Annotated in this window: 14 protein-coding genes; 2 read left to right on the top strand and 12 right to left on the bottom strand. The window is 63.9% G+C overall.

From position 1 onward, the window contains the following. Window positions 1-703: 703 nt before the first annotated feature. Window positions 704-1,351 (top strand): DNA-binding protein, encoded by a 648-nt coding sequence (locus A3A5_RS0111045; protein ID WP_198293126.1) that lies wholly within the window; start codon window positions 704-706, stop codon window positions 1,349-1,351. 115 nt (window positions 1,352-1,466) lie between these two features. Here the strand turns inward: A3A5_RS0111045 and A3A5_RS0111050 are convergent, their stop codons facing one another. From A3A5_RS0111050 to A3A5_RS38250, 9 genes are read right to left on the bottom strand one after another with little or no spacing between them, the layout of a single operon-like run. After that, window positions 1,467-2,066: a hypothetical protein gene (locus A3A5_RS0111050; RefSeq protein ID WP_018310638.1), complete on the bottom strand. Its 600-nt coding sequence runs from the start codon at window positions 2,064-2,066 to the stop codon at window positions 1,467-1,469. 11 nt (window positions 2,067-2,077) lie between these two features. Further along, window positions 2,078-2,695: a hypothetical protein gene (locus A3A5_RS0111055; protein ID WP_018310639.1), complete on the bottom strand. Its 618-nt coding sequence runs from the start codon at window positions 2,693-2,695 to the stop codon at window positions 2,078-2,080. Further along, a complete protein-coding gene (locus tag A3A5_RS0111060; protein ID WP_018310640.1) occupies window positions 2,683-3,171 on the bottom strand; it encodes a hypothetical protein in 489 nt (162 codons plus the stop codon). The genes A3A5_RS0111055 and A3A5_RS0111060 overlap by 13 nt, the downstream gene beginning before the upstream one ends. 11 nt (window positions 3,172-3,182) lie before the next feature. Beyond that, entirely contained in the window at window positions 3,183-4,301 is a 1,119-nt protein-coding gene (locus A3A5_RS0111065; protein ID WP_018310641.1) for a M23 family metallopeptidase, read from the bottom strand. A 13-nt stretch (window positions 4,302-4,314) separates the two neighbouring features. Beyond that, window positions 4,315-5,109, bottom strand: a complete 795-nt coding sequence (locus tag A3A5_RS0111070) for a hypothetical protein (RefSeq protein ID WP_018310642.1) — start codon at window positions 5,107-5,109, stop codon at window positions 4,315-4,317. Further along, window positions 5,106-5,591, bottom strand: a complete 486-nt coding sequence (locus A3A5_RS0111075; RefSeq protein ID WP_018310643.1) for a hypothetical protein — start codon at window positions 5,589-5,591, stop codon at window positions 5,106-5,108. The genes A3A5_RS0111070 and A3A5_RS0111075 overlap by 4 nt, the downstream gene beginning before the upstream one ends. Window positions 5,592-5,601: 10 nt before the next feature. Continuing rightward, on the bottom strand, window positions 5,602-5,850 hold the full coding sequence (locus tag A3A5_RS0111080; RefSeq protein ID WP_018310644.1) for a hypothetical protein: 249 nt from the start codon (window positions 5,848-5,850) through the stop codon (window positions 5,602-5,604). Between the two features lie 10 nt (window positions 5,851-5,860). Beyond that, entirely contained in the window at window positions 5,861-6,334 is a 474-nt protein-coding gene (locus tag A3A5_RS0111085) for a hypothetical protein (RefSeq protein WP_018310645.1), read from the bottom strand. Further along, complete coding sequence (locus A3A5_RS38250; RefSeq protein ID WP_018310646.1) at window positions 6,331-9,168, bottom strand: DotA/TraY family protein; 2,838 nt, start codon at window positions 9,166-9,168, stop codon at window positions 6,331-6,333. Before A3A5_RS38250 ends, A3A5_RS0111085 begins: the two co-directional genes overlap by 4 nt. Before the next feature lie 330 nt (window positions 9,169-9,498). Between A3A5_RS38250 and A3A5_RS45385 the strand changes: the two genes are divergently transcribed. Beyond that, entirely contained in the window at window positions 9,499-9,633 is a 135-nt protein-coding gene (locus tag A3A5_RS45385; protein WP_255343504.1) for a hypothetical protein, read from the top strand. 37 nt (window positions 9,634-9,670) lie between these two features. Here A3A5_RS45385 and A3A5_RS0111100 read toward each other — a convergent pair whose 3' ends face one another. Genes A3A5_RS0111100 through A3A5_RS0111110 form a run of 3 tightly spaced genes read right to left on the bottom strand, consistent with a single transcriptional unit; the run spans window position 9,671 to window position 11,462 of the window. Then, a complete protein-coding gene (locus A3A5_RS0111100; RefSeq protein ID WP_026200662.1) occupies window positions 9,671-10,315 on the bottom strand; it encodes a hypothetical protein in 645 nt (214 codons plus the stop codon). After that, entirely contained in the window at window positions 10,312-11,007 is a 696-nt protein-coding gene (locus tag A3A5_RS0111105; RefSeq protein WP_018310649.1) for a hypothetical protein, read from the bottom strand. Before A3A5_RS0111105 ends, A3A5_RS0111100 begins: the two co-directional genes overlap by 4 nt. A gap of 14 nt (window positions 11,008-11,021) precedes the next feature. Beyond that, window positions 11,022-11,462, bottom strand: coding sequence for a hypothetical protein (locus A3A5_RS0111110; protein ID WP_018310650.1), 441 nt, complete (start codon window positions 11,460-11,462; stop codon window positions 11,022-11,024). Window positions 11,463-11,597: the final 135 nt, after the last annotated feature.

The raw sequence follows: 11,597 nt of genomic DNA on the forward strand, positions 1-11,597 counted from the left end.
GTTGCCTGTAGCTCTTTGCCTTTAACTTCACTAGTAGCGAGAGCGGCGAAAACTGTGGAGAAGGCGGCACAAGGCGGCCTGCGGCCGGGGCACCCCCTGCGGGGGTTCCCCCGATCTAGTCGGCTCCCCCTCCCCCAAATCGAGGCCCCTGCGGGGCAGCATTGCTTGAAGGGCGGACAAGCCGCCCGCTGGTGCTCGACGGCCTGTGCGCCGGGGCATGTGTTCGGCGGGCTACGGAGAAAAACCGGCTTGAGCCGGTTTTTGGCCTACCGGCCCGGCTCCTACCGCCTCACCCGACAGTCCCCCGGACTGTCGGGCTGCGCACGTTATGCCCCGGTGGAGTCGCTGGTGGTCCGCAAAGGCCCATTTGGTCTTTAGAAAAGGGCCGGCCTTCCAATTGGACGCCAAGCGCAGTTTTGCATTGAGCGTGGTCTTGCAGACCAGCCCACGCGAAATCGCCTGGGAAAGCGCATGAGGCCGCGTCCTTCTGCCCCTCCATCGTAGGGCATGCACAGGCTGGGTTCGGCGGCGGCAGCAGGCGGGCCACTCCTCCGTGGACGGGCGTTGGGGGGCGAAGCGCCTTGCCCAGCGCCCTTGAGGCAGGGCATATCCACATCAATGGCGCTTGACTGTAATTACCGTAATTACGATAATACGGTTACGGTAATTATCGTAAGTTGAGGGATTGATGATGGCGAGGCAAGTGGCGACGCAAGAAGCGGTTTACTCAGTGGCTGAAGCGCTCATGTTGGAAGGCATCGAGCCGACTCTTACGGCGGTACAGGGCCGCACAGGCGGGTCGTACACCACGGTGAAGCGGCACCTCGAAGCTTGGGAGGCCAAGCGCAAGGGCGTGATCGCCGCAGTTGACCTGCCTGCCGATGTCGAAGCAAGAGGCCGCGAGTTTGTGCAGGCCCTTTACGCCCATGCGTTGCACGACGCTAAGGCGGCTGTCGCCGAACCGCTCGCGCTGGCCGAAGCTGCCCGCGACAAGGCCGAAGGTCGGCTTGCAGGTGCTGAGTCTGAAGTCGCACGGCTCGAAGGCATTGAACAGGAGCAGGCGAGCCGTATCGACACGCTCATTCAGCGCGTGCGCGAGCTTGAGATGAGCACGGCGGCCCAGCAGGCGACCATTCAGGAGAAAGCATTGGTTGCGGAGCGACTTGAAGCTCAGCTTGCGGAGGCCCACCGCGCCCTTGCTGCACGCGATCAGGAACTGGCTGGGCTCAGGGCCTCAGCGAAGGCCGTCGAGGGCTTGCAGGGGCAGTTGGATGCCCTGCAACGCACCGTTCAGGGCCTGACCGCCACGACGGGTGCAGATGCGTCCGTCGCCAAGGGCGGAAAGAAGTGACCGGACCGAGCCGCATCGAGGCGTTGGTCGCCGATCTGCGGCTGACGGCCGCGAGCTTGCAACAGGTGCTCGATGCCTGCCACATCGCCGGGCCGGGGGCGGAGCTGCTGCAGCACTACCCCAAGATGCTTGCCGAGCTGGCCGACCGCTTTGCCGGTGAGGCCGCTCGGGTTGAGTGGCCGGCAGATTTACCGCGCGAGCCGGTGTTCACCGCAGCCGAGCTGGAGGCCATCGGCACGGCCGAGGCACTGCTGGCACGGTTGCGTGCCGACGACCCGGGATTGACGGGTACGCGCCGGTAGGTGGAGAGGGTGCGCGCCAGGCGGCGTGCATCAGCGGCCGAGAATGCGGCAGGAATGACCACCACCCGCTTGTCGCCGAACTGCTCACGAGCCGTTTCCTCCCAGGCGGGCGGCACCAGCGTCACCCAGGCTTCGCACTGCGTCATCTTGCCGGTGCTGCGCAAGGCGGCCCAGACGCAGCCTGCCTCGTAGGCCAGCCAGAAGCATAGATCGCGCGCTCGCGGCGTCTTGGGCGTCAGCAGCAGGCGCTCGCGGAGCGCAGCGGGGTAGACGGCGCGCACGTCGTCTTCGGACTCGTCGGCCGCGTGGAACACGGCCAAGTTGATGCCGGGCCGGTGGCCCACGAAGTCGGCCAGCGCTTTGCGGGCCTCAGCGGTCGCCATCACGGCGTCGTGCTCGATGAACAGCAGCATGGGTTCCCCCCTCAAACAAGCCACTTTTCGTGGCCGAACCAATGGCGCGCCGCGCCCTCCTGGAAGATGTGACCTGTCGTGACCTGCCACGACCGATACGACTTCTTCATGCCGAACACCCAGAACATGACGGCGAACGACATCCAGTTGAGGGCGATGATGAGCGGCGCGGCCGACGCAAGCAGGTAGATGCCATGAGCGCCGATCAAGGCGGCAGCGGCGAAGAAGATGCGTGAGGCGATCCGGTGCTGGCGACCGAAGGCTTCGCGCTCGGCCAGTGACAGCTCGCCAAAGGCCATCCGGGCGCGCGCCAGGCGGTGGCGATTGGCGACCTCTAGGATACCGTTGCGTCCCTCTGGAGCGAGCATTGCGAAACCGCAGCGATTGCAGGCCCAGGTTTGCAGCGGCCGTGCGCCACCACCCTCAGCCTGATCCAGGATCGCAGGGCTGTCGCGTTGAGCCAAGAGCACGCCGGCATCGCAGTCCGGGCAAGTGGGATTGATCGTCCGCGTCCACATTGAGCGGTTCCACGCGAAGAGTCCTTTGTTCAGCTGCCAACCGAACATCGACAGCGGCATCGTCACGGTGACGTACTTGGCGGCCTGAGCCGCACGACTCACAAAGCGCATGAGAACTCCTTCGGTTTGGAAAATCCGTGGTCCGCACTGACGAACGCCTCCGCACCCACAACGCGCTCCAACGCGACGCGCAATCGGTCAGCGGCTTCTTCATCGAAGCCATTGCGACAGAGCACCAGGGGAGCGCCGCTGCTCTGGGCTGTGCGGAGGTAGCCGCCCGCCAAGCGCTCATGTACGACGGCGACCCAATAGATCTGTTTCAGCCGACGCAACGTCGAGGTGATCTCGCGCTCATGGAGCACGTCAGAGTGCATGGGACGATGCGACAGATGCCTGACGCGGTTGCCAAGCTCGGGCAGTTCGCCCTGCACGTCTTCCATGCCCCGAATTGGGCCAATCGCCCATCGAATCATCACCAGTTCCACTGTGGGGAACTCATCCAGCACGCGAGCCAGCCGGGCCGCCGGCCCGTGCTCGCCGATGTGGTGACTCCAGAGAAGCCGGTCGAACTCGAAGAACAGGAGCATCACGAAGTCCTCTACTTGATCGCGCGAGTCGCGTCGTCACGAAGCGCGCGCATTTGTTTGGCTTCAACCTGGCTGCGCTTCGCGGCGAGCTTCTGCGAGGTGTAGACGGCCATCAGTGCTTCGACGCGCTCCTTCTTTTGCCGGATAGCCTCGTTGATGTAGGCCGAGGTGCCCAGCGCCTTGAGGTAGTCCACCCACAGCGCGCGGCTGCTGACCTTCGTGACGTTTTGATTCCACTGGGAATCCATGAAACGGCGCTTCGCCTCGGTGGCTAGCATCTCGGCGGGAGACATCGACTCGTAGTCCCCGAGCGGAGCGGAGGGCAGAGCGCCAAAGCCGTCCGCGTCGTTCAGCACGCCAGCCAGCGCGCTCGCGCCCTTCGAGGCCGCTTGCAGTGCGTCGCCGTTGGCCGCAGCGATGGCCGTTGCGTCGAACTGGGTGGACGGCGGCACGCCCATCGCGGGCGTGGAGCCGAAGAGCTTGGCGTACTGGGCCTTCGTGTCTCCGCCCAAGACAGGCTCCAGGCCGTCCGGCTTGATGGGATACGTGGAGCAGAAATAGGGGCTCGGGTCGGTAGGGAAATTGAACGCCGCGTTCTTGTTCGTGAGCGAGGTCGGAAGCTGGCCCGGGTTGAACGCCGGGTTCTTGGCAGCGTCCGCCGAAAAGGTCTTGGCCCGTGCATCGTCGGCGCTGGGCACGCCGTAGATGAAGTGCAAATGCACCACGCCTGTCGGGCCCATGCCGGTCGCGCCGGAGGTGCCGATGACCTGGCCTGCCTTGACCTGATCGCCTTCGTTCACAGCGATATGCGACAGGTGATAGAACACGGCCGTCTCGCCGCTAGGGCGGCGGATCATCACGGTGTTGCCAGCCGTGCCGCGTGCCTTGGCCCACGTCACCACGCCGTCAGCGGTGGCCACGACCTGGCCCGGCTGCGCGCCGGTCGAGAAGTCGAGGCCGTCGTGCATGTGCGGCTTCGCGTTGCCGCTGCCGAAGTTGGCTGCACCACCTTCGCGGAACTTCCCGAAGCGGCCTGTCACGAGGTCTTTCTGGGTTGGCGACACCATGCAGGTGCCGGCCCAGGTGCTGGCCGAGGCCAGCGCGAGCGTCAGGGCGATGAACGTGCGCATGCGTGGCCCTCCGTCAGTTGAACAGGCTCGCGGCCCAGCTCGTGAAGCTCTGGGATGCGGCGGTTGCGGGCTGCGCTGCGGCTTGCGGCTGCGCCGTGGCGGGGGCGGCCGACGACTGCGGGGTGGCCGTCTTGCCGCCCGTGAAAGTCGTCTGGCTCGATGCGAACGGGTTGGCGTTGACCGTGTACGTCCCGCCGCTGGTGGCAGGCTTGTAGGCCGCGCCGAGCTGGGGGTCGATGGTGGACATCGCGCCACCGTTGGCGGTGTTGCCCATGCCCGAGATGTCGGTGAACTGCGTGCCGAGCTGGTTCCAGCTCGCGATGGTCTGGTTGATCGGCGACGTGACCATGCCGCTCACCTTGCCCACGGCCGAGCAGACCTTTTTCTGGGCGTACTTGACGACAGCATCCTGCGCGGCTGAGAGGATCGAGCCCAGGCTGGGGATCGAGAAGGACAGGTCGATGATCTGATTGATGGACGAGAAGCAGTCGTCGGCCGGGTCGAACAGGCTCTCGACGTTCGGTGTCGCGGCGGCCATTTGCGAGTGCGCACCGATGGCCGTGCGGATCGACGCGCCGATGCCGAGCTGATCGCAGTTCTCCGCGTCGGCCTTGAGCTGGGCCGACATGGCGGCGTCGGTCTGTGCGAGCAGTGCCTGGTCGGCACCAGCACTGCCACTGCCACCAGTGGCAAACGACCCGGAGAACCAGGACGAACCCGCCTGACCAGCAACAGCGCTGGCGGCCAGGGCGATGCTGGCACCCATGAGGACGCCGAGCGCAGGCTTGGTCAGGCGGGCCGTGGTCATTGCGCGCCACCTCCACGGATGCAGGCGATCTGCACTTCGCCCGGACGCGGCTCGCTGGCCTCGATGATCCCGTCGCGGACCTTGCGGATGTAGCGCGGGCCATCCTTCTTCAGGTTGGCGGCCTTCACTACCTGGGGCAGCGTCACGCCCTCGGGCTTGACGGTATAGCTGCTGCCTTCATCCTCGCCGCCAAGGAAGATGGAGACGCCCATCGTCTTGAGCGAGCCGAAAACGGTCAGCGGTTCGGGCAGGGTGTGGTCGCCATCAAGCGCGTCATTGGTCGCTTTGAATACGGCCCGGACTGCCGGGGTGGCTGTCAGCGCGGTCCTGCACTCGATGGCTGCTTTCAGAAGCGGAGCGGCTTTGGCCCAATCGTCGGCAGTGGAGGCGCTGGCGTCGCGGAGGGTGAGCGGCATGCCTTGCGCCCAGGCGGCACCTGCGGCGAAGGACAAGGCCAGAGTGAGCAGTGTCTTGGTGCGCATGGGCGAGGGCTCAAGTTGCGATGGAAAGCGGCTTGTCGGCCAGGACGACGCGGGCGAACGCTTCGAGGCCAGGCAGCGAAGGAAACGTGTCGGCGATGCCGCCCGGTGATGTCAAAGTCCACTCCGAGGCACTTCCGGGCAGGACGGCCAAGAGCTGGAACCCATCGGCAGCGCGGACGATGCGAGCCGACCGGATGGTGTTGGGGGTGACGCGACGCAAGTTCTCTGCGCGCATGAACGTCAAGGGTTGACTCGGCATATGCATGTCCTCAAAGGTTGGGAGAGTGATCGGCCTGCGGCTGCATCGCGATGGCGAGCATCGAGCGCAGGAACTTGGCGGCGACAGGATTGCCGCGTTCAAACGCATCGCTCGCATGCGGAGCAATGTTCAAAAGCTGCTTGGCCTTGGCCTCACTGAGGAGGCGGTTGTAAGCCGTCAGAAACGCGAGCTGCTGTTCCTGCGAGGCAGAACCCAGCGACTCAATCGCCGCCAGGCCGACAACCGCGAAGGCGAAATACTTTTCCCGGTCGGTCCAGGTGCGGTCTTCGAGCGCGCGAACCTGGCTGAGCAGTTGTTCGATTTGCGGCTGTGTCGCCTCCTGGGCCTGACGGCGGCCGAGTGCGACGCCTTCGGCGATGCCCTCGTCGTATCCGTCGCGCCAGCCCTCAGACCGGCCAAGATTACGTCCAGCGCCGTGCATGGCCATCGCGCCCTGCGGGCTGGCGTAGAAGTCGTTGCTCATGCCTTGTCCTCCGGTTCCGGTTTGTCGTTGGCGGTTCGGTCTCCGCCGTTGACGGCGGCATCGCCAGGCTCGCGCATAGCTTTGATTCGGGCGTCTGCACCCTCGCGGAACGCCCCAACCGCCTCCGTTGCGGTGGTGAGCCCTGCGCTGGCGGCTGCTGCGAAGCCTCCGCCAACTGCGCCGGTCACCAGACCCAGCACAGCACCGTGTGTGGACTCGGATGAACGAGCCGAGTTGGCTGCGCCCCGAACGATGCCGGCCGCAGTGCGGCCGACGCTAAGCGCCGCATTGCCAAGACCAACGCCTACGGTGTCAGACACCCGGTCGGCGAAGCCACGCGCTGCGGCCTCCTGACTGCGCGAGGGAGGGGTGGTGCCGCCTGAGAGTGGTTGGTCGCCGCTTGCGGCAGCTTGCGTCCGTGCAGGACGGGCGGCATCCGGCGCGCTGGATCGCACCTGGCTTGTACTGGCGGGGGCCGCACCGCCAAACGCCGCCGTTTCGCTAGGAGGGGCCACGCCTTGCCCGCCAGCGTTTACCGGCACATGGCCTTGTCCGCCGCCGCCCAGCCGAGGTGCATCACCACGAATGGCATCACCACCGCCAGAGCGGCCCGCGCCGGGAATACGGCCTGCCCGGCCGCCGCCGCCTCCGCCACCCAGGATCGGGGGCGTCGGCGCGCCTTGCGTTACGCCGCCGCGCATCTCATTGGCTGCGGCCGTCGCTCCCAGATCGTGGACACCGGCGTTGATCCACCGGAGGACGTGATCCGGCAGTGTCTGCGGCAGCGAGTAGATTGCATACAGCACCGGCAGCAGGAGCAGACCGAAGATGCTCAGCGTCCAGAAAAACTGGAAGATGCCAGCGAACCAGCTCAATGTCGTGCCGCTGCTGATTGCTCCGCTGGTGGTGAAAAACGCCTTGACGATGTAGTCCACTACTGGGTCAGCGACGAGCATGGCAGCGAATAGGCCGATCACGGCTAGCGCAGGGCGCACGAACAGGGCCAGCAGGAGCAGATAGCCCTGGGCCTCCGAGCCGACAAACGTCTGGCTTGGGCGCATGTGCATGATGACCCAGAGCGGGGCGGCGAGCATCGTCTGGAACACGGCCAGAACCCAGCCCACCACGACGATCATGAAGATCGAGTACGGGAGGGCGGGCAAGAACGAGCCGAAGTAGAACGCCAGCGGCTCGATGAACGTCAGCATGCGCGAGAGCAGGCGGCCAGGCACCTTGTCGAGCCAGTCGTCCAGGCTGGCGGCCGCTTCGTAGCTCTTGATGTTGACGGGCGACAGCGAGTCAACACCCGCTGCGACGACGCGCAGCGTGGTGCCTGCGGTCTTCATGGCGATGAGGCCCGCGTTGATGTCTGCGTCAATCAACGTCAGCACGTCCCCGCTCATCTTCATCCGGGACACGGCATCCACGCCGCTGCCGGAGCCGAGCAGCACACTCACGAGCCACTTCTGGATGCGGGTCGTGATCGTGTCGAACCGGGCATTCATCTCGGCGTTGATCGAACCGACGTTCAGGGATGAGGCGCTGTCCTTCGGCACCACACCGCCGATCTCCCCGAACGACTTGGCCTCGAAGCCAGAGGCCGATGACGACTTCGACTGGATGGTCTCGCTGATGGTGTTCACACTGGCACTCACCAAGTCAGCCAATGCACTCTTGGGCAGGGCGTAGAAGTTCGGCGCAGTCACCGTGCCGGGGTTTCCTCCGGCGATCTCGTTGAGCTGACGACGAATCGCACCCACGCGCTGGTACCAGCCGCCTGCCATTGCCCATCCGCCTTGCACCAGCGCATTGGCATAGGCTTGCACCGAGCTGTTGACGTTCGACTCCCCACTCGTCATCGAGGACTGGAGTGAGGACACGATCTGCGCATTGCGGGCTTCAACGAAGCTGTTGAGCGTGGCGCTGTCGACCTGATCCCATCCCGGCTGCGAAATGTTGGCGGGCCAGGTCGCGACCCATCCATCGATATCGTTCATCAGGTCGATGGCGGCTTGCACCTTGGCCGCACTCACGGCGGCGCGGATGCTGTCGATTGCTGCTTGGGTGCCTGTGCTGTCCTTCGCTGCTTCGGGATCAGCTGCGTAGACCTTGAGCGATACCGTTCCACAGAACGGTGCGCCACCACCGAGGTTCGTCACCGCGTTCCGGTCGCGGACAAAGAACGTGTACTCCGTGGAGAGGTCGCTGGAGGACTGCTTGTCCCACTTGGTCGGACTGCCGCTCATAGTCGCGTCAGCCGAGACTGCCGGGGCGGTCCCTGCACCGGGGTCAGTGAACGTCATGTTGGCTGATCGCGCGCAGTAGGCGACGGCCACGTACTGCGTCGCGAACTCGCGAAGGCCATACAGCTCGCCGCCGACGTTGCCACTGCTGCTGACGATGCCTGCCGGGCTGAGCACGCCCATGCTCATGCCGAGCTTGTAGAGGTTGCTGGCGAAGCCTGCGCTCCAAAGCGAGATCAACAACACCAGCATCTGGATGAAGCTGTAGCCGCTGGCCGATGGAAGCAGTACCGCACCACCTGCGACGAAGCGCACGGGCGTCCAGACAGCGCTCCAGGCCTTGCCGAAGGCCTCCCCGTCCGTCGCGGTGTTGATCGCGCCCATCGATGCGACGTACCCGGCGATCACCGCTGCCACGACAAGGATGCCGCTGTTGAAGTACCCGAAAAGCGTCGCGATCAAGCCGCTTGCCGCGCTCACGGTGTTGGGGTCGGCACCGTTCAGGAGCACGTCAACTACCGGGCCAAACATCGCCTTGAGCATCCCGACGCTGGCGTCGTCTGGCGGCGGTGTAAAGGGCATCTGGGCCATGCACGACTCCAATTCAGTTCTTTGGCTGTTGATCCAATATTAGTGCATACTGCATATGCGTGCAAGCATCCGCAAAGGCAAATCAAACGTCGCGTGCTAGAACTGCACACACTGCTTCACACAATGCATGTCACCTTGCTTTGCACAGTGCGGCTTTCGAGGTCCTTGAGTGGAAAAGCAACTTTTATGAAGGAGAGAAAAATGCAAATACGGGCGGGTTTTCTAGCGGCTTCCCTGTCATCTCTTGGAGTCGTGACTGCAGGTGCGCGATCCCGACCGAGGGCTGTTGGCGCTACCCTGCTTCGGTCTATGAAGGCGGTTGGCTCGCGCATGAACGCGGTCATAGCCAAGCCGTGGTTCTTTCCCGCGCAGGTGGCAGTCCTTTTCGCTGTCCTGTGGCTGCAACAGCATGGCTACGTGCAAGTCCCGGTCACGGTCTGCGACTGGGGAGGCGTCGGCAAGTAGCTTGTCTTCTACTGAGAGTGCTGCTCCCGCAGTGCTCTCACGGAATCACCCAGCCGTGCAGGTTTCCGTCCGGTGCGCTGTACGGCAGACATGCGCCCTTGCTGATCTTCCATCCCGGTTCACTGCACTTGGCGACCTGCTGCAAGCTCCCGACCAGTGCGAGCCGGTATGCCAGTTGGCCCTCCGGCGTATTCGCCCAGCTTGCCGCCGCAGCTTCGTGCCGAGCCACCTCGTAGCCCTCCCCGAGTCCTGCTTCCTTGCCTTGGCGGAAGGCAAGGCATCCGGTAATCACTAGCGTGATCGCTGCTGTCCCTATTCCCATCGCCAGCGCTCTCCACTGCTGCTTCCGTGCTGCCTCGTTCGCTACTTGGTTGACTGCGTTGCCAAGCCGATCCACTAAATCAGCGTGCGCGAGCTGGGCCGCAGTGTTTGCAAGTTGCTGGGCTGTCTCCCTTGCTTCCCTGACCGCTGTACGTGATGCTTCCTCGATGCGTTCAGGCATCGCGCTATATAGCCCTTGGTAGTGCTCCAGGGCGATCATCAGGACCATGATGGCGTCGTTATCCTGCACGCCCAAGACTGCCTGGACGTGGAGCAAACGATCTGCTTCTTCGGGTGTCGCCTTGCGCTGCCAAACCGCCTCGAACGCTGCAACGATTCCGGGACGGCCTGCCGTACTCACGACATGACCTGTTCTAGTGTCTTGACTGCTTCTCGTCGCCACCGCAGCAACTCGGCGCGGTTCCCCAGCGGCATCTCCTTGACTGCTCCCTGAATCGTCAGACGCTTTGTTGCCAACTCGTCCGCCACACGATCTGCCAGATCGGGAAAGTCCAACGTCTTCCCGCCGCTTCCCTCGATCCGCTTCTTCAGCTCACTGCCGCTATAGAGTTGGAACTTGTCGGTGCTGCCGTAGTACAAGTTGCGCACGACATGGACTTCATGGTCTGTACCCACGGGCATCGCATCAAGGTAGTCGGCCAGCAGCTCCAGGCTGTCGCGCTGCCGGTTGATGACCCAGAGAGTGACGAGCTTCCGGCCCAGCTCTCCGAGAGTGCTTCGCAGAGTCTGCCCATAGCGTTCCACGCCAGCACTATTTCGGGCTGCTGTGTTCACGATCACGGGGACGCCGCGCGCCTTGTCGGTCGTGTTGATCAGTTCGATCCACCCATCGGCTTCGTCAAGGCTCATCGCTGCGCACTGAACCCGCTCCGAATGCGCCTTGAAAACATCAGGGTTGGCGTCGTCTGTTTCGATCACAAACGGTTCAACACCGCGTTGCAGGAAGGCGTCGATGAGCGCTGTCGCAACCATGCTTTTGCCGGTCCCTCCTTTGTTTCCGGCGCACAGGTAAATCGTGTTGGTGCTGTTCATATCGGTGCTTCCTCTCAAATTCGTTGTCGGTCAGGTCGGGTGATGGCAGCAACTGCGTTCGTCGCGCTGCCGGTGCTTTGGGGAAGCGCTGCTGCTGCTCGCTCCCCAAGGGTCTGTTCAGGGGTCGGCTTCGCGCTGGCTATTGGCGCGGGGGGTGCGCTGCTTGGCGGCACGCCAGACGGAACACCTTTGCGCTTTCCGAAAGCCTTCTTGCCCGTCGGCTTGCTGCGTTGCAAATAGCTCTTCAGCGTGGGCGCGCCGATGTCCAGTTTTTCGCTGGTGAGTAGTTCAGCTATCTGCTCCAGCGTGTAGCCCCGTTCACGCAGGTCGGCGATCTCGCTGGTCAGCATCTTGATGCTCTCCTGCTTGCTGACCACTCGGCTCTTGTTGTCAGCCGGAGGTAGTGCCCGCAGCTTCGCCGCGATGGCCTCCACCTGTTCAACGGTTATTGCCATGTGTGCTCCCGTCTTCAAATTAAATCGCTTTTAGTATTGCGACTTTTCTGACGTTGCGCAAGCTGGAAATCGTCGGAATGCCTGCTGTATGGCTCGATGTGTCATGTCTTTGTGTGCTGAGAGCGGTTGATCGTG

The organism is Cupriavidus sp. UYPR2.512, from assembly GCF_000379565.1.
Classification (GTDB): Bacteria; Pseudomonadota; Gammaproteobacteria; order Burkholderiales; family Burkholderiaceae; genus Cupriavidus.

Excerpts from the sequence above, each read along its gene's own strand:
- A3A5_RS0111065 (WP_018310641.1), bottom strand. The coding sequence starts at position 4,301 with ATGCGCACGTTCATCGCCCTGACGCTCGCGCTGGCCTCGGCCAGCACC.
- A3A5_RS38250 (WP_018310646.1), bottom strand. The coding sequence starts at position 9,168 with ATGGCCCAGATGCCCTTTACACCGCCGCCAGACGACGCCAGCGTCGGG.
- A3A5_RS0111055 (WP_018310639.1), bottom strand. The coding sequence starts at position 2,695 with ATGCGCTTTGTGAGTCGTGCGGCTCAGGCCGCCAAGTACGTCACCGTG.
- A3A5_RS0111070 (WP_018310642.1), bottom strand. The coding sequence starts at position 5,109 with ATGACCACGGCCCGCCTGACCAAGCCTGCGCTCGGCGTCCTCATGGGT.
- A3A5_RS0111060 (WP_018310640.1), bottom strand. The coding sequence starts at position 3,171 with ATGCTCCTGTTCTTCGAGTTCGACCGGCTTCTCTGGAGTCACCACATC.
- A3A5_RS0111110 (WP_018310650.1), bottom strand. The coding sequence starts at position 11,462 with ATGGCAATAACCGTTGAACAGGTGGAGGCCATCGCGGCGAAGCTGCGG.
- A3A5_RS0111085 (WP_018310645.1), bottom strand. The coding sequence starts at position 6,334 with ATGAGCAACGACTTCTACGCCAGCCCGCAGGGCGCGATGGCCATGCAC.
- A3A5_RS45385 (WP_255343504.1), top strand. The coding sequence starts at position 9,499 with ATGAACGCGGTCATAGCCAAGCCGTGGTTCTTTCCCGCGCAGGTGGCA.
- A3A5_RS0111080 (WP_018310644.1), bottom strand. The coding sequence starts at position 5,850 with ATGCCGAGTCAACCCTTGACGTTCATGCGCGCAGAGAACTTGCGTCGC.
- A3A5_RS0111050 (WP_018310638.1), bottom strand. The coding sequence starts at position 2,066 with ATGCTGCTGTTCATCGAGCACGACGCCGTGATGGCGACCGCTGAGGCC.
- A3A5_RS0111105 (WP_018310649.1), bottom strand. The coding sequence starts at position 11,007 with ATGAACAGCACCAACACGATTTACCTGTGCGCCGGAAACAAAGGAGGG.
- A3A5_RS0111075 (WP_018310643.1), bottom strand. The coding sequence starts at position 5,591 with ATGCGCACCAAGACACTGCTCACTCTGGCCTTGTCCTTCGCCGCAGGT.